We start from the raw sequence: 16268 nt of genomic DNA, 5'->3' as shown, positions 1-16268 counted from the left end.
TGTTCTTTTTCAAGACTGTCCTCGTAGACTACCTATCTGCCTAGACTTTCAAAAGGCTTATCAGGGGAGAATAAGAGGGTCTTGGCTGTTAATCATATATTAAGATTTGGCACCACGAAGCCGCTTTCTGCCGCTATTAAGGGTCTTGCAGCCGCCCAGGATCAGCATCAGCAATGAACGTCCTTTCGCATCCAAAACTGCCTTCCAGGCAGAAACTGCTGATCGTATTCGGCACGCGGCCGGAGGCGCTCAAGTGCTTTCCGGTGGTGCGTGCGGCACTTGCCCATCCAGGTTTCGTCACCGAAACATGCATCACCGCCCAGCACCGCGAGATGGTCGACCAGGTGATCGAGCTGACAGGCCTGCCGGTGCATTACGACCTCAACATCATGCAGCCAGGCCAGACGCTGTTCGACGTGACCTCGCGCGTGCTCCTGGGCATGGCCGAAGTGCTGGAGAAGGCGAAGCCCGATATCGTCCTCGTACAGGGCGACACGACGACGGCGATGGCCGCCGCTCTGGCTGCCTTCTACAAGCGCATTCCGGTCGCCCATGTCGAAGCGGGCTTGCGCAGCCACGATATCAACTCTCCCTTTCCGGAGGAACTGAACCGCAAGATCGCCGGCAATATCGCGACCTGGCATTTCGCGCCGACCGATCAGGCGCGCGACAACCTCATCGCCGAAGGAAAGGCCGAGAACACCATCTTCGTGACCGGCAACACGGTGATCGACACGCTGCTGCATTTTTCCAGCGCGATCGACGCCGACAGGCTGATGAGCGCCGGGCTCGCCGCCCGGTTTCCCTTCCTCGATCCCGCCAAGAGAATGATCCTGGTCACCGGTCATCGCCGTGAAAATTTCGACGGCGGCATCCACCGCATCTGTGCGGCATTGAAGGGGCTGGCGGTACGCGGGGACGTGCAGATCGTCTACCCCGTCCATCCCAACCCCAATGTGCGCTCGGTGGTCAACAGGGAATTGGAAGGCGTGCCGAACATCCATCTCGTCGACCCGCAGGACTATCTGCCGTTCCTGTACCTGCAGAAGCAGAGCTATCTGGTACTGACCGACAGCGGCGGCGTGCAGGAGGAGGCGCCCTCGCTCGGCAAGCCGGTGCTGGTGATGCGTGAGAACACCGAGCGGCCCGAGGGGATTGTGGCGGGCACCGCGCGTCTCGTCGGCACCGATATCGAAAAAATCCTGTCCAATGCCAATAGCCTGCTTGATGACCAGGCGGCCTATCGCGGCATGGCGGAACGACACAACCCATATGGCGATGGCCGGGCCAGTAACCGGATCGTTGAGGAATTGCTGCATCATGGCTGACATCAAGACCGTTTCCGTTATCGGCATGGGCTATATCGGCCTGCCGACCTGCGCCATTTTCGCCAGTCGCGGGCTCGACGTGATCGGCGTCGACGTCAACGAGGCGGTGGTCGAGAAGGTCAACCGCGGTGAAATCCATATCGTCGAGCCGGACCTCGACGGCCTGATCCAGAAGGTCGTCGCCAACGGCAAGCTCAAAGCATTCAACACGCCGCAGCCGGCGGATGCCCATATCATCGCCGTGCCGACGCCGATGACCGAAGACCACAGGCCGGATGTGAGCTACGTGCTTGCGGCGGCAAGAAGCATCGCCCCGGTGTTGAAGCGGGGAGACCTTGTGGTGCTGGAATCGACATCGCCGGTCGGCACGACGCGCATCATGACCGGGCTGCTTGCCGAGTTGCGGCCCGATCTCAAGTTTCCTCTAGCGCATGGCGAGGAGGCCGATGTCCTGGTCGCCTATTCGCCGGAGCGCGTGTTGCCGGGAAAGGTGCTGACCGAGCTGATCAACAACGATCGTTCGATCGGTGGACTGTCCCGCAAATCGTCCGAACGGACCGCGACCCTTTATTCAACCTTCGTTGCCGGCGACCTGTTCATGACCCAGGCCGAAAGCGCCGAACTGGTGAAGCTGACCGAGAACGCATTTCGCGACGTCAATATCGCCTTCGCCAATGAGCTTGCGGCAGTATGTCAGGATCTGTCGCTCAACGTCTGGGAGGTGATCGATCTTGCCAACCGGCATCCGCGCGTCAACATCCTCCAGCCGAGCCCGGGCGTCGGCGGTCATTGTATCGCGGTCGATCCGTATTTTATCATCGACGCGGCGCCCAACAGCACGCGGCTGATAGCTTCAGCGCGCCGGATCAACTCCGAGCGCCCCATGTCGGTGGTCAGGGACATCCAGGCTTTGCTCGACCCTTCCCGCAAGCAGACGATCGCTTGCCTGGGCCTCAGCTTCAAACCCAACATCGACGATATGCGCGAGAGCCCGGCTGTCGAAGTGGTGAAGCTTCTGTCCGATATCCCCAATTTGAAGATCGTCGCGGCTGAACCCAATGCCCATGCGCTGCCGCATGAGCTGGAGGGCAGGGGCATCGTCTTTACCGACGCACTCTCCGCCATCGACAAATGCGATATCGTCGTCCTTCTGGTCGATCATCGGCAGTTCAATTTTGTCGACCCCGAGGCCCTCAAGGACAAGAAGCTCGTCGACACAAGGGGTCTGTGGACATGGCGCAAGGCACGCAAGCCCGACGCCCGCATCGAGGGGAAGAAAGCACAGGTCGAACGCCGGGCACTCCCAGCAAGCAGGGATGAGGCAGCATGAATGCGCACGACTCCGCATGGGCGCAGCATTCCCTGTTGGCGTCACGGCGCCGGGAGTTCCTTGGCGCTCCGCTCCATGCTCTGACCATGGCCGAGACGCTGGCAATCGCCGATGAGGCGATGACCCTGCGGCGGCCGCTGCATCATGTGGTGGTGAATGTCGCCAAGCTGGTGAACATGCGCAAGAATGCCGAATTGCAAGAGGATGTTGCGACGGCGGATGTTATCAACGTAGACGGCATCGGCGTGCTTTGGGGCGCGCGTCTTTGCGGCGTCGAGTTTCCTGAGCGGGTCGCCGGCGTCGACATCATGATCAATCTGCTCGACCTCTGCGCGAAGCGTGGCTACAGACCTTACCTCCTGGGCGCCGAACAGCACGTTCTCGATGCCGTTGCAAAGCGACTTGCCAAGGATCATCCGAACCTCGTTGTCGCCGGCATGCGCAATGGCTATTTCAGGCCTGAAGACGAGGCCGCTGTCGTCGAGGCGATCAATAGCTCTGACGCCGATTGCCTGTTGGTGGCGATGCCGACGCCGCGCAAGGAACGCTTTCTCAAGCGCTATCGCAACGAACTCGCTCCGAGTTTCGTCATGGGTGTGGGCGGCAGTTTCGACGTCTATGGCGGCAAGGTCGCGCGGGCGCCGAAACTGATCCAGGCGGCCGGTCTGGAGTGGTTGTTTCGCGTTGCACAGGAGCCACGCCGCCTGTGGCGCCGCTACTACGATACCAACACCGCCTATGCAGGGCTGCTGTTTCAGGAATTTTGGAACCGTCAGCGGCGCCGGAACGTCAACTCATAAATTCCGCGTTGGGCTGCTGACCGGCCTCAAAGGCGGAACCGCTCGGCGCTGGCGCCGTCGCGGTCTATGCGGTCCGTAGCCGCGCCCGGAGCTTGCCGACGAATTGCATCGTGGCCGCAGGGTGGAACAGCCAGGTCAGCCCAAAGAAAACCACCGCGCCAGCAGTGCCGCCCCCGACAAGCGAGAAGATCGTCGGCACATCGGCGAGCAAAGCGCTGGCAATGCTCGCGGCCAGCCCGGTGGCAAACGATATGACGACTGAGACGCCGATGTCGCGCCATGGCACCGGCACTGGCGTGAGCCGCTCACTGATGACGATGCAGGCTGCCAGACCCACCAGCGATCCGCCTGCCAGCGCCAAAGCGGCGCCGACCTCCGCCATCCGTGGGATCAACAGCAAAGACAGTCCAATGGTCGCTGTCGAGCCGAAAGCGTTGGCGATGATCAGCAGCCACGGCCGCTTGTGCGCGTGCACCACGACGCCGTAGACAAAGCTCGTGAGGTTGGCGCACAGCACGCTGAAGGCAATGATCGGAAACAGCAGGCCGAAGCGCCCGTGGTACTGGGCGGGCAGCATGAGCTGCGTGATATCGTTGCTGAGCGCGATCAGCATTGCTGCAATCGGCAGGCAAAGGCGGACCATCAAAGCCATCAATTGCGACAGCAGCCGGCCCGAAGCCGCGGGCCCTTCCTCATCGAACCGGCTGACAACTTCGGGGAAGGCGCCCATGTTGATGGCATTGGCGACCATATCGATCGGTTGGCGAGCCAACGCATAGGCCGCGGCGAAGATGGCCACGGCGCTAGCATCGTAATAGACCTTGAGGAACAAGCGCTCCGCGCTGTTGAGGCCGAAGCCCACCAGCGCCATGATGACCAGGGGCACGCCGAGAGCGAAGAACTCCTTCTGGGTGAAGCGCGGCGGGCCGGTAACGACGCGCCGGGACGCCATGATGCCCGCCACGATACCGGCAATCAAAACGCCGAGGCTCGTGCCAAGCGAAACCGTCAGAAAGGAATCCTGGAACAGGACGATGGCGCAGATCGGCAGCGCGAGCTGCAGCACCGCGCGCAGGAATTCCAGCATCGAATAGACCGAATGACGCTGCTGCATCTGCAGTACCGTCAACGCGAAGCGGCCGACGGCGCCGGCAATGAGATAGCTGCCGACGGCGATCGAAAACTCGACCCAGCGCTCCGGTACGATCAGTGCCGAGGCGACCACGGATACAACTAGCGCCAGCGTCGTGGAGGCAAGCAGCACCCGTCCGGCCAGCATCAGGCTGCCACGGCTGACATCGCCCTTGCCGCCAAGCCTGAGCAAGGCGATGCGCAGCCAGTTGGTGACGGCAATGTCGGTCATTTCGCCGACGGTCACCACCAGGGTCAGCAGGCCGTACTCGGTCTGGTCGATCAGACGCGTCACGATGACCAGCAAGAGCAGCGCGGAGATACGCGTCAGCAAGATCGCCGGAGCATAGATGAGCGTGGAGCGGAGCAGCAAAGGGGGACGTCCCTGGGTAATTCAGCTTCGATTAACTGTCGACCGGCGGAAAAGCCAGCGCGATGACGGCGAAGGGTGAACAGATTCAGTTTGAGACAAGAGATTTGTCGTAAACCTTATGGGGAACCTTAGCTTTCCAGTTACGCGGCTTGTGCTATCCGAAACACCGTCATGCTCCAGCGTCTCATTCACAATCGAAAAGTACATGTCCTGGTCGCGACGCCCTCGGGCGTTTCGGGGCAGGGCGGCATCGACCGCATCATGGCCACGCTCAATCACGGGCTCAAACGGCGGGCGAGCCCCGATATCGACGCCCGTTTCCTTCCCAGCCGCGGTTCGGGCCCGGTCGCTTTGTCGATCTTCTATATGACCGGCTTTTGCCTGCGGATGCTGGCCGCACGCATCGCCGGGCATGCCGATGTCGTCCACATCAACCTGTCGGGATATGGCAGCACCTACCGCAAACTGGTGATTGCCAAATGCGCGCGGCTGCTCGGCATTCCCTATGTGCTGCATCTGCATGGAGCGGAGTACCAGACGTTCTGGCATGAAGACCGCAGCTTTATCAGCCACCGCATCCGGCAGATGTTCGAGCATGCCAGCCGCGTTGTGGTTCTCGGCCGCATCTGGCGCGACTTCATCGCAAGCCGGGCGCCAGGCGCTGCCGACAACATCGTGATCGTGCCCAATGCCACTGAAGTTCCATCCCTGGCGCATGTCGGCGGCGGAGACAGCGTTCACATCCTGTTCCTGGGCCGTATCGGCGATCGCAAGGGCGTGCCGCAATTGTGCGATGCGCTGCACCGCATGAAGGCCATCAAGGGCTGGCGCGCCACGATCGCCGGCGATGGTGAAGTCGAGACGGCACGAACGAGATCGGCCGAACTGGGCTTGGCCGAGCGCGTCGCCTTTCCCGGATGGGTCGGGCCCAATGAGGTCGCGTCGCTGATCGCTTCGGCCGATATTCTGGTGTTGCCCTCCTTTGCCGAAAACCTGCCGGTCTCGGTCATCGAAGGGATGGCCGCCGGTCTCGCGGTGGTGACGACGCCTGTCGGCGCCGTGGAGGATATCGTCACCAATGAGCAATCCGGGTTGCTGGTGCCGCCCGGCGACGTCGCGGCGTTGACCAAGGCGCTGACACGGCTGGTCGACGACAAGACCTTGCGCGAGCGCCTGGGCGCCGGCGCCATGGCGGTGCATCGGGAGCGGCTCGATCTCGCACCATTTGTCAACGCGATCTGCGATGTCTGGAGGTCGGCCGCGTCGAAGACCGTCCAATCGGTCAAGCGCTGACGCTGACCCTATGGCGTCACTGCGGCGCTCCAAGCTCGAATTCGCGGTGGAATATCTCCAAGTTCAACAGCGCCCATATCAGCTTTTCGTGGTCCGCGGCGCCCTTGACGTGTTCCGAGACAATCCGGTCCAGCTCCTTGGCACTCAAATAGCCACGGATGACGGAATGGGAGGAGCAGAGATGGTCGTGCACGTAGTTCCTCATCGACCCGCGAAACCATTCGGCGACAGGGACCTTGAAGCCGATTTTGCGGCGATGGAGAATTCCCTCGGGAAGCATGTCGGCCATGCTGTCGCGCAAGATCTGCTTGCTGTGCCGCCGGCCCAGTCTGTAGCGATCGGGCAACGAACTGACAAAGGCAACCAGATCGCGATCGAGGAAAGGCATTCTTCCTTCGATTGAACCGGCCATCATCATCCGGTCGCCTCGTTCCAGGAGATTGTCGGGCAACCACGACGTCTGATCGAAAAACAGCACGCGGCGAAGATGGGACGCCTGCGCGCTCGAGGAGAACGGGAAGTTGTTGCGTTCCTTGCTGAAATTGGCGGACGCGCCGATAAGGCGATCGTGTTCGCGTGCTGTCAAAGCTCCAAACCAGGAGATCATCCGGGCGGCAAAGTCCCTTTCACCCGCGCTTCGCGCAAATGTATTGAACTTGGCCGATGCGCCAGGCATGGCGCGTATCAAGGGGGCGATAAGATTGTCATGGAGGAGCGCCGGAACAAGCGACCGGTAGAGTCCAGCCAGCGTCTCCGCGCGATGCTTGGGATAGCCGCCGAGAATTTCGTCGGCCCCTTCCCCTGTGAGCACCATCTTGACGTCCTGCGAGGCCCGCTCCGACATGAGATAGATCGGGATGTCCGTACTTTGCGAAACGGGTGCACCCCGATGGCGCACCATCTTTGGCAGGTAGTCCATCAGGTCGTCGGCCTCGATGACGAGCTCGCAGTGATCGGTCCTGAAATGCTCGGCGACACGCCGGGCGACAGGAAGTTCGCTATAGGCCGCTTCGTTGAACCCGACCGAAAATGTACGAATGGGCTTGTCGCTGTGCCTTGTCATCAGGGCCACGATTGCCGAGGAGTCGAGCCCCCCGGAGAGAAAGACGCCGAAGGGTGCATCGCTGCGCATCCTGATCTCGACGGAATGGTCGAGCAGTTCCAGAAATTTTCGCCTGGCGGTTTTTTGGTCGATATTCTCGGTCCGATCCACTTGATCGGGCGGTGTATAATAGCGCGTTTCCGTGACTGTCCCTTGCGACCAGACAGCGTAGCTTCCGGGGTTGAGTTTGCGGATTTGCTTGAACAGCGTGCTCGGCCCCGGCACATAACGCCACTTCAGATAGTCGTGCACGGCGCCCAGATCGAGTTGCTGCGCGTCTGGCTGCGACGACAGCAACGCGTTGATCTCCGAGGCAAACGACAGCAATTTCTCGCTTTGCATGAGGTAAAGCGGCTTTTCGCCGAAGGGGTCGCGGCCGAGGATCAGTTCCTGGCTTTGAGCGTCCCACATCGCAAAAGCAAACATGCCGCTCAATCGATCAAACATGGACAGGCGCCACTGATCATAGGCTCTGAGCAGCACCTCGGTATCGGAGCGCGTTCGAAAACGATGACCGAGGCCGATCAATTCCTGGCGCAGCTCGATGTAGTTGTATATTTCGCCGTTGAAAATGATTCTGAGGCGGCCGTCCTCGATCTGCATGGGCTGATTTGAATCGGTGTTCAGGTCAATAATCGCCAGGCGGCGATGCACCAATGCCAATTGATCTTCGCCGTTGTCCAAGTCCAGGAGCTCGATGCCTTCAGCATCGGGACCGCGATGCCGCAATGCGATTGACATTCTGGCAGCGCGGTCTTGTGGATTCTCAACTCTCTGCCCGATCCAACCGGCAATTCCACACATCGTCTCTCCCCCGGATACGCGTATTCACGACGCCATTAACACCGAATGTATTAAACACTTGGTGGCTGACAGGCCGGATCGTTAGGAACCGCCAGGGGATTGAAGCCAAACTTGGCCCGCGAAGCGAGGTTACGGCAGGCCCAGCGCTTGCAGCATCTCCGGGTCCGGGACCGCCGGCCCATCGGGCAGGATGAGAGTCATTCCATAGGGATTGGAGAATTCCCAGACAGACCACGGGATCGCGAAGCGTTCGGCCTCCCGGCGCACTGCTGAGAGATAGCGCAGACGGTCGGCATCGTGTGCTCCCATGCGACCGTCCGCAGACATGAGGATGACGCCGAATTCGCCCATGAAGAGCCGCCGGCCCGGAATGCCATGTCCCTCAGCCCAATCGAGCGCCTGGCGGAAGCTCGCCTCGAGTTGGCCCTGGCCCCAGTCCTGCGCGAAATATCGGGTGATCGCTTGTTGGGCCGTGGTCATATTCATCACCTGCTCGACCTTGCTCAAGCCGGCCGCCTCCATGCGGATTTTGAGCAATTCGCTCACCGCTTCGGGCGTACTGCTGCTGGCTGGCCAAGGAAGGCCCGAGGCAAAGGCGTTCGCCTCGTCAGACCGCTGGTGCGTGAAACTGTGCGGCTCGTACATATGGAAGCTGTAGTAGAGGTTCGGATCGTCAAAGCTGGGGGTGAGGTTGACCAATCCGGCAATGCTGCCGCCACAGGCTCCGGTCGCAACGATGGTGAGTTCGCTGCTGACCATGCGAATGTCGTGGACCGTGCCGGCCATGATCCGCTGCCAGTCATCGCTTCCGCTCGAATCGCAGGGGTAATATGCCGGCTCGTTATACGGTTCGAGGGCTACCTTGTCGGTGCCGATCTTGACCAGCATAGTGGCGACCGCCACGACCATGTCGCGATAGTGGGCGACACCCTTGCTGTCGGCGCCGCCATAGATCATCTCCATGCCATAGGCCGGAACCTGAGTGACGCCATGCAGGTCGAAGACCACCTTGAGGCCGGCCGATGTTACCCGCTCGACCGCGGCGGCAAGTATGTCGAGCGCCTGCTGTCGTTTGGCGCCCTCGCTGGCAAGCAGAGGACCGGGGTCGACGCTCAGCCGGATGAAGTCGAAACCCATCGATCGAATGCGCGCAAATTCGTCGCCGCCCGGCCAATCGGTGAGCGGCCTGTGTCCCGCCAGCCATTCCTGCTCGCTGCGGTAGGGCGGCCAGTTGTAGGATCCATCTTTGCCTACCGGCGACCAGTTGAGCCATTCATGCACGCCAACGCCGCGCTCGAGGTGAATCGGCGCAGCCTCGGTCGCTGTCGCAATGGCGAGCAGCCAGGCCAGAACGCAGACCACTTTTTTCATCGCCACTCTCCGCATCATGGGTCGAGATATTAACCGCAGGTGCGCAAAAGAGGATTGCCGCGGCGCGGCTTTTCGGCAGCATGGTATACAAGGATCGAAACCTTGGCGGAACGCGTATGAGGATCGGCTGGTACATCAACCGATTGCGCAGCATGGGGCCGGCCGAGGTGTTGCACAGGCTGGACGAGCAGTGCCGAAGGATCGTTTCGCGACGCCGTGACGACGGCCGGGAGCGGTATCCTTCACCCCCGTTGCACCAGGTGCTGCGTGGACTGCGCGATGCCGTGCTGGCCGCAACACCGGCGCAGCGGCAAGCCATAGCGGCGGCGGCGCAGAATAGGCTTGGCGGCGAATTCTCCGCACTTGGGCAAACATGGCCAAGGCGCGACCGCGATCAGCTGTTTGCTCCAGAGCTTTGGCGTCTCGATCCGGTGACCGGCAAGCTTTGGCCAGGCCTCGAGAGCCACACTTTCGATATCGATTTTCGCCATCGCGATGACCGCGGCGACGTAAAATACGTCTGGGAGATCAACCGGCTGCAGCAATTGCCGCCACTGGCCGCCCACCTTCTCCTCGCCAGCGACGATCAGGCAAGGGCTGCGATCGAGGCGGCGATCGACAGTTGGCATTCCGCCAACCCGCCATTCCGGGGAATTGGCTGGGCCTCCGGCATCGAAGTGGCGTTGCGAGCCATCAGCCTGATCGTCACTCTGGACCTCGTCGGCGACCGACTTGGCGCGGCGACACGGCAGCGCGTTGGTGAAATACTGGCGGCGAGCGCCTATTGGCTGCCGCGGTTTCCGTCGCGTTTTTCCTCCGCCAATAACCATCTCGTCGCGGAACTGGCCGGCCAGTACCTGATCAGCCTGGCGCTCGGGACCGAATCCGCTGCTGCCCGCAACGCTCTGCTGGCCGAGGTGCATAAGCAAATTCTTGCCGATGGCGCCGGCGCCGAGCAGACCCCGACTTACGCGGCCTTCACCGCCGAACTCATCTTGCTGTGCGCTGCCGCGGCGCGACAGGCAGGCAAGCCCTTTCCACCGGCAGCGGAAGCGCGTCTGGCGGCGTTCGCCGATTTCGTGGCTTGGCTGCCACGGAATGCCATCAGCTTTGGCGACGACGATGAAGGCCGCGTCCTGACATTGGGAGACGAGCCGGGCTATGTCCGATCCGTCGCCGCCGCCATCCATGGCTTGCTGGGGATGCCCGGGAATATGCCGGAGCCCGACGATTTTCGTTCGCTTTTTTTTGGGGTGCCGCAGGGACCGGCGCCGGCGGCGCAGGGATTGCAAACATTCGTGCAAGGCGGGCTCTCCATCTGGCGCGGAGAGATGAATGGCCGCGATGTCGAGCTGACATTCGACCACGGCCCGCTTGGCTACCTCTCGATAGCGGCCCACGGCCATGCCGATGCGCTGTCGCTCACACTGTGCATCGATGGCGAGCCGGTGCTGGTCGATCCCGGCACCTGGCTTTATGGTTCGGGCGGTGGCTGGCGCGACTGGTTCCGGTCCACGCCGGCGCATAACACGCTGAACATCGACGGCAAAAGCCAAAGCATCATGACCGGGGCGTTCAACTGGTCGCACAAGGCGGTCGCGACGTTGGCGCAGAGCGAGCGGAGACCGCATTGGAAGCTGCGTGCCCGGCATGACGGATACAAGAGCCGCTTCGGCGTCGTGCATCAGCGCACCGTCGCGCAGCAGGCGGACGGCATCCTGGTCACCGACCAGCTGCTTGGCGGCCGGCGGATGGCCGAAATCGTCTTCCAGCTCGCCGCCGGCCTCCGCGCCGACCGGGACGGAGACACGGTCATGGTGTTGCGCAACGAGGAGCCGCTGTTGGCGATCCGCTTTCCGAACGCGGCGGTCGACATCCGCGCCGGCGGTGAGGCACCGGGGCAGGGCGGCTGGGTTTCACCACGTTTCGGCGCCAGGCAGCCGGCCGAACGCCTCGCCTGGCATGGCGAAGTGGGAGAGGGCGGCATCCAGATACACCTCGCCGCAATCGCCCGTTCGCAACGATAAGACCGGCGTCCGACGCAGGGCTGGCTGGCGGGTGTCCAGCCACATTCGATATTAATTGCGTTGGGACATTTAGCGGTTTCGTTAGGGTTGATCTGCTAGTCTGGCGCAAATAATCCGGCATGCTTTTGCCCGTCGCATCCGCAGAAGCCGCCGCTGGTTGCAGGCAACATGCAGTGGGTTGGCACTTTTCTTGCTCCGCAGTTCGCCGGATAGCCATCTCACGGACCCAGGGCCACCACACCGATGTTTTCTGAATTCACCAGTGCGATTGTCGAAAAGCTCTCCAATATCAATATGTTGACCCTCGGTCTGCTTTTTTTCACGGCGCTGGGGAGCGCGGTGATCGCTTACTGGCGAACCGTCGAACATAAATCCTTCAGGGACTTTTTCGATTTCGCTTTCCCGGCAGAAGTCATCCTGCATCCGTCGGCGCGAGCGGATGTCCTATTCTGGGTCACGAAAAGGGCGATTATGCCTTTCCTGCTCATTCCTGCCGGCGTCACCTTCGTTACCGCGGTAGGCTATGCGACACATGAGGCGATCGGCTGGCTTTTCGGCATCCAGGCGCCGTTCATCGGCGGCCCGGCCGGACCGGTGACGATCGTCATCTTCACCGCAACCATGCTGATAGCCTATGATATTTCATACTATCTCTACCATGTCGCCCAGCACCGCTTCCCGTTCCTGTGGGAATTGCACAAGGTGCATCATTCGGCCGAGGTGATGGTGGGGATCACCAAGGACCGGGTTCATCCGCTGGACGATCTGATGAACCGGATGTGGGACGGCGTCATCCCGGGTATCTGCTTCGGCATCTGGAGCCTGATCGCGCTCGATCCGGTAGAGGTCGCCATCTTCGGCATCAATGTCTACGTCATCCGCAATATCCTGATGATGGACTTCGTTCGCCATACGCATCTCAAGATTTCCTTCGGCCCGCTGAACAAAATCATCTTGTGTCCGCATTGGCACCAGGTGCATCACAGCATCGATCCCCGCCACTACGACAAGAATTTCGGCCTGCTTTTTTCGTTCTGGGACCGTCTCTTTGGAACGCAGTTTGTGCCTGATCCAGAAGAAGATCTGAGATTTGGCCTGATAGATCGCGATGTGCGCGATTATCAATCGCTCTTCGGGCTCTACATCCTGCCACTCAAGAAGATGGGGAGGCACGTCATCCGGCTGTTCCACAGGCGGCCTAATATAGTCGCCCAGCCACAGGACAGTTCACCATCATGAACACCTTTGTTTCGATCGATGCCGTGGGCACGGAGCGCCTGGAAATTGTACGCTCGGCGGATCGCCTGGCTGCGGTCGAAGCCCAGTGGATGCAGCTTTGGCATAGCGCCGACGGTCTGATCTTTCAGAGCCATGCCTGGGTTTCGGCATGGTGGAGCACGGTGGCGGACCGTGACCAGCGCGCGCTGCGCATCGGCCTGGTCTGGAACGGTGACAGGCTGGTTGCCGTTATTCCGCTGGCGATCGGCAAGCGCAAGGGCTTGCGGTTTCTTGAATGGGCGGCCAGCAGCTATACCGATTATGGAGATATTCTGGTTGCTCCGGAATGCTCATTGTCGGCCCTGCAGAACCTATGGGCCCAGCTCTGTGACGCCGGAGGATTCGATCTCGCCTTTCTCAATCGTCTTTTGCCGGATGCGGCGGCCCGCAAGATCTTCACCGCGGGCGCTTCCAGCGGCATCAGGCTTCGTCCCAATCATAGGGAGGAAGTCAGTTATCGCGTCGCCGGACCGTGGAAGAGCGGAGCGGCATGGTTTGAGGATCAGTCCAAGAAGACACGCCAGAACTATCGGCGCGGCATCAAGACATTGGAAGAAACCGGAAAAGTGAAATTTCGGCTGCTTGCGCCCGATGAGCCGCTGCAGCCGGTATTGGACCGGCTCTCGGCCCTGAAGCGCAGATGGCTGGTGCAGCACACGCGTGAATCCCAACTTTTCGAGGAGGGAGCGCCTGTGCTCGCCGCACTTGTCGACGCGCTGGCGCGTGCCGGCGTGCTGCGCATTTTCGTACTTGAATGCGATGGCGTCATGGTCGCGGTCTCCATCAACTTCGTCCAGCGCCAGGTCATGATGGCGTTCGTGACCACCTTCGATCCAGATTTCAGCCGCGCGTCGCCGGGCATAATCCTGATCATGGACTACATTCAGTGGTCGATCGATCACGGCCTGGGCATGGTCGATTTCCTCTGTGGCGCAGAGGCCTTCAAGAACAAGTTCGCGACGCAGGCCGTTACCCTGCAATCCGTTCTTGGCACGCGCACGGCGCAGGGCACGCTCGCTTCCGTCGCTGACGGTATCCGTGAGAGGATCAGGCATGCACGTCAGCGCAAACTGGCGCCCTCACAGGATGCGGCTTGATCGGCGCCACAGCACCTCAGAGGCTTCAGCCAATATGCGCAGGCTTTAGATCAGCAGCAGGCCCTTCATTGAGGCATGGCCCTTCTTGCCGATGATGAGGTGGTCGTGCACGGAAATGCCGAGCGGTTTGGCCGTTTCGATGATCAGCTTTGTCATCTCGATATCGGCGCGCGAGGGGGTCGGGTCGCCGGACGGATGGTTGTGCACCAGAATGATCGCCGTAGCGGAGAGTTCGAGCGCGCGCTTGACCACTTCGCGCGGATAGACCGGAGTGTGGTCGACGGTGCCGACCTGCTGCACTTCGTCGGCGATCAGCGTGTTCTTCTTGTCGAGGAACAGGATGCGGAACTGCTCGCGGTCCTCGAAGGCCATGGCCGACCGGCAATATTCGAGAAGCTGCGTCCAGGTCGACATCAGTTCGCGGCCGATGATTTCGCCACGCGCCATGCGTTGGGCCGTGGCGGCAACGATCTTCAGGTCAAGCGCCACCGCTGGACCGATGCCCTTGACCTCCTCAAGTCGCGCGGCGGGCGCGCCAAGCACCTCGGCCAGCGTGCCGAAGCGCGCCAGCAGCGCCTTGGCGACGGGCTTGGTGTCGGCGCGGGGAATCAGCCGAAAGAGCAAGAGTTCCAGCAATTCGTAATCAGGAAGGGCGCTGGGTCCCGCGGTGGCAAAGCGCTCGCGCAAACGGTCGCGGTGGCCGTGGTAGTGCGGTTTTTCGGTCGATCTGGCCTTGGCGATCGATGGTATCGGACCTTCGGCCAAAAAAATCCGCTCGTCGTCGCCGCCGGTTTTTGCCACCCGCATTCCCCTAGTCCGCGTTCACCCTGGCCGGCAAAAATCCGGCGCGGAAAGATTATGCCGGCAGGCCGGGGCGGTCGAGTTTTTTTGGCGACAGCGTGAAGATCTCGCATCCGGTCTCGGTGACGCCGATCGTGTGTTCGTATTGCGCCGACAGCGACCGGTCGCGCGTCACCGCCGTCCAGCCGTCCGACAGCACTTTAACATGCGGCCGGCCTAGATTGATCATCGGCTCGACAGTGAAGATCATGCCCGGCCGCATCTCGACGCCCTCGCTGGCGTTGCCATAGTGCAGGATGTTCGGCGCATCGTGGAAAAGCTGGCCGACGCCATGACCGCAGAAGTCGCGCACCACCGAGCAGCGCTCACCCTCGGCATAAGTCTGGATGGCCGCGCCGATGGCTCCGGTGCGGGCGCCGGGCCTGATCGCGGCGATGCCGCGCATCAGGCATTCATGGGTGACCTCGAGCAGCCGTTCGGCGGCGCGCTTGATCGTGCCCACCGGATACATGCGCGAGGAATCACCATGCCAGCCGTCGAGGATATAGGTGACGTCGATGTTGACGATATCACCCTCCTTCAACGGCTTGTTGTCGGGAATACCGTGGCAGACGACATGATTGATCGAGGTGCAGGACGATTTGGTGTAGCCGCGATAATTGAGCGTCGCAGGCAACGCGCCGTGGTCCATGCCGAACTCGAAGACGAAACGGTCGATGGCTTCGGTGGTAACGCCGGGTGCGACCATCGGCACCAGTTCATCGAGGCAGCGCGCGGTGAGATCGCAGGCCTTGCGCATGCCGGCAAAACCTTCCTCGCCATAGAGGCGGATCTGGCCGGTGTTTCTGAGCGGTGCCGTGGCGGCGTCGAGATAGGTGACCATTTTGTCCGTTTGCCGGTGTAGGTGGGCTCCCGATCGAGCCCGCGCGAAAAAAATCCCACCAGATTTGGCACCGGACGGCGCAAGGTTCAAGGACGAACTGCCGGCTAACAGCGATCGTTCGCGGTATTCATGCGTTGTGGCCCATATTGCGCCTTCGCTGGCGACAGCCCTTGGTTGCGACGCTTTCCTTTTTCGGCTGGACACGATAGGGCGGTGACAGAGTTCGGAGACCTTGCCTCTCGATGGCATCGAAGCGCGCCAGCCCATTCACTTCGCCCATAAAAACAGCCTGTTCGGGCCTGATCGCCCTGCTGTTGCTGTCGCTGTTGTGCATGGTCCAGTCGGAGGTGGCTGCTTCGACGGCCGCCGCTTCGGGCGGCGGCGGAATCATCACGGCGCGGCAGGACGACGCGGTCGCGCCGCTGCGCGGCAAGGCGCAGCCTCTCGAAATTCGCTCCGGCCGGCTGCTACCGATCAAATTCGTGAGCGGCAATCCCGGCGCGCTTGTGCCGGAATCCGCTTTCTTCCGGCTCAATTGGGGTTCGCCGGTCCGGGTGTCGGCCGTGTATGCATTCGTATCTGCGCCGCAGGCGAGTGCCCACCAGCCCCGCGCGCCTCCGTCCATCTGACCTGAGCGGTCTCGCACCGCG

Annotated in this window: 13 protein-coding genes; 8 read left to right on the top strand and 5 right to left on the bottom strand. The window is 61.4% G+C overall.

Annotated features, from left to right (window positions below; all coding sequences use genetic code 11):
- The first annotated feature begins 173 nt into the window (after positions 1-173).
- From wecB to C9427_RS04995, 3 genes are read left to right on the top strand one after another with little or no spacing between them, the layout of a single operon-like run.
- A complete protein-coding gene (gene wecB, locus C9427_RS05005; RefSeq protein ID WP_107648070.1) occupies positions 174-1328 on the top strand; it encodes a non-hydrolyzing UDP-N-acetylglucosamine 2-epimerase in 1155 nt (384 codons plus the stop codon).
- Positions 1321-2658: a UDP-N-acetyl-D-mannosamine dehydrogenase gene (gene wecC, locus C9427_RS05000; RefSeq protein WP_107648069.1), complete on the top strand. Its 1338-nt coding sequence runs from the start codon at positions 1321-1323 to the stop codon at positions 2656-2658. Before wecB ends, wecC begins: the two co-directional genes overlap by 8 nt.
- Entirely contained in the window at positions 2655-3458 is an 804-nt protein-coding gene (locus C9427_RS04995; protein ID WP_107648068.1) for a WecB/TagA/CpsF family glycosyltransferase, read from the top strand. The genes wecC and C9427_RS04995 overlap by 4 nt, the downstream gene beginning before the upstream one ends.
- 64 nt (positions 3459-3522) lie before the next feature.
- Here C9427_RS04995 and C9427_RS04990 read toward each other — a convergent pair whose 3' ends face one another.
- A complete protein-coding gene (locus C9427_RS04990; protein WP_107648067.1) occupies positions 3523-4962 on the bottom strand; it encodes a lipopolysaccharide biosynthesis protein in 1440 nt (479 codons plus the stop codon).
- Between the two features lie 171 nt (positions 4963-5133).
- Here C9427_RS04990 and C9427_RS04985 point away from each other — a divergent pair, with 171 nt between their 5' ends.
- Positions 5134-6255, top strand: coding sequence for a glycosyltransferase family 4 protein (locus C9427_RS04985; RefSeq protein ID WP_107648066.1), 1122 nt, complete (start codon positions 5134-5136; stop codon positions 6253-6255).
- A 16-nt stretch (positions 6256-6271) separates the two neighbouring features.
- On the opposite strand, the gene asnB is transcribed toward C9427_RS04985, so the two are convergent.
- Together asnB and C9427_RS04975 are read right to left on the bottom strand one after the other, a co-directional pair.
- A complete protein-coding gene (gene asnB / locus C9427_RS04980; RefSeq protein WP_107648065.1) occupies positions 6272-8161 on the bottom strand; it encodes an asparagine synthase (glutamine-hydrolyzing) in 1890 nt (629 codons plus the stop codon).
- A 129-nt stretch (positions 8162-8290) separates the two neighbouring features.
- Positions 8291-9532, bottom strand: coding sequence for a glycoside hydrolase family 5 protein (locus C9427_RS04975; protein WP_107648199.1), 1242 nt, complete (start codon positions 9530-9532; stop codon positions 8291-8293).
- A 116-nt stretch (positions 9533-9648) separates the two neighbouring features.
- Between C9427_RS04975 and C9427_RS04970 the strand changes: the two genes are divergently transcribed.
- The 3 genes from C9427_RS04970 to C9427_RS04960 all read left to right on the top strand — a co-directional run bounded on the left by C9427_RS04970 (position 9649) and on the right by C9427_RS04960 (position 13934).
- On the top strand, positions 9649-11559 hold the full coding sequence (locus tag C9427_RS04970) for a heparinase II/III family protein (protein ID WP_107648198.1): 1911 nt from the start codon (positions 9649-9651) through the stop codon (positions 11557-11559).
- Between the two features lie 243 nt (positions 11560-11802).
- Positions 11803-12798 carry a sterol desaturase family protein gene (locus C9427_RS04965; RefSeq protein ID WP_107648064.1) on the top strand — a complete coding sequence of 332 codons (996 nt, stop codon included), beginning with the start codon at positions 11803-11805 and terminating at the stop codon, positions 12796-12798.
- A complete protein-coding gene (locus C9427_RS04960; protein WP_107648063.1) occupies positions 12795-13934 on the top strand; it encodes a GNAT family N-acetyltransferase in 1140 nt (379 codons plus the stop codon). The genes C9427_RS04965 and C9427_RS04960 overlap by 4 nt, the downstream gene beginning before the upstream one ends.
- 45 nt (positions 13935-13979) lie before the next feature.
- On the opposite strand, the gene radC is transcribed toward C9427_RS04960, so the two are convergent.
- Both radC and map read right to left on the bottom strand, forming a co-directional pair.
- Entirely contained in the window at positions 13980-14741 is a 762-nt protein-coding gene (radC, locus tag C9427_RS04955) for a RadC family protein (protein ID WP_107648062.1), read from the bottom strand.
- Positions 14742-14790: 49 nt separating this feature from the next.
- On the bottom strand, positions 14791-15618 hold the full coding sequence (gene map / locus C9427_RS04950) for a type I methionyl aminopeptidase (RefSeq protein ID WP_097572623.1): 828 nt from the start codon (positions 15616-15618) through the stop codon (positions 14791-14793).
- Positions 15619-15860: 242 nt separating this feature from the next.
- On the opposite strand from map, the gene C9427_RS04945 reads away from it, so the two are divergent.
- Positions 15861-16247 carry a hypothetical protein gene (locus C9427_RS04945; protein WP_245436978.1) on the top strand — a complete coding sequence of 129 codons (387 nt, stop codon included), beginning with the start codon at positions 15861-15863 and terminating at the stop codon, positions 16245-16247.
- Positions 16248-16268: the final 21 nt, after the last annotated feature.

This window comes from Mesorhizobium helmanticense (assembly GCF_003034915.1).
Taxonomy (GTDB): domain Bacteria; phylum Pseudomonadota; class Alphaproteobacteria; order Rhizobiales; family Rhizobiaceae; genus Mesorhizobium; species Mesorhizobium helmanticense.
Note: the sequence above shows the minus strand (reverse complement) of the source record. Positions and strands in the feature narration are given on the sequence as shown.

What these genes read in the sequence shown, in the direction of transcription:
- map (WP_097572623.1), bottom strand. Translation starts at nt 15,618, where the DNA reads ATGGTCACCTATCTCGACGCCGCCACGGCACCGCTCAGAAACACCGGC.
- C9427_RS04960 (WP_107648063.1), top strand. Translation starts at nt 12,795, where the DNA reads ATGAACACCTTTGTTTCGATCGATGCCGTGGGCACGGAGCGCCTGGAA.
- C9427_RS04970 (WP_107648198.1), top strand. Translation starts at nt 9,649, where the DNA reads ATGAGGATCGGCTGGTACATCAACCGATTGCGCAGCATGGGGCCGGCC.
- C9427_RS04995 (WP_107648068.1), top strand. Translation starts at nt 2,655, where the DNA reads ATGAATGCGCACGACTCCGCATGGGCGCAGCATTCCCTGTTGGCGTCA.
- C9427_RS04965 (WP_107648064.1), top strand. Translation starts at nt 11,803, where the DNA reads ATGTTTTCTGAATTCACCAGTGCGATTGTCGAAAAGCTCTCCAATATC.
- wecC (WP_107648069.1), top strand. Translation starts at nt 1,321, where the DNA reads ATGGCTGACATCAAGACCGTTTCCGTTATCGGCATGGGCTATATCGGC.
- C9427_RS04985 (WP_107648066.1), top strand. Translation starts at nt 5,134, where the DNA reads ATGCTCCAGCGTCTCATTCACAATCGAAAAGTACATGTCCTGGTCGCG.
- wecB (WP_107648070.1), top strand. Translation starts at nt 174, where the DNA reads ATGAACGTCCTTTCGCATCCAAAACTGCCTTCCAGGCAGAAACTGCTG.
- C9427_RS04975 (WP_107648199.1), bottom strand. Translation starts at nt 9,532, where the DNA reads ATGAAAAAAGTGGTCTGCGTTCTGGCCTGGCTGCTCGCCATTGCGACA.
- radC (WP_107648062.1), bottom strand. Translation starts at nt 14,741, where the DNA reads ATGCGGGTGGCAAAAACCGGCGGCGACGACGAGCGGATTTTTTTGGCC.
- asnB (WP_107648065.1), bottom strand. Translation starts at nt 8,161, where the DNA reads ATGTGTGGAATTGCCGGTTGGATCGGGCAGAGAGTTGAGAATCCACAA.
- C9427_RS04945 (WP_245436978.1), top strand. Translation starts at nt 15,861, where the DNA reads ATGGCATCGAAGCGCGCCAGCCCATTCACTTCGCCCATAAAAACAGCC.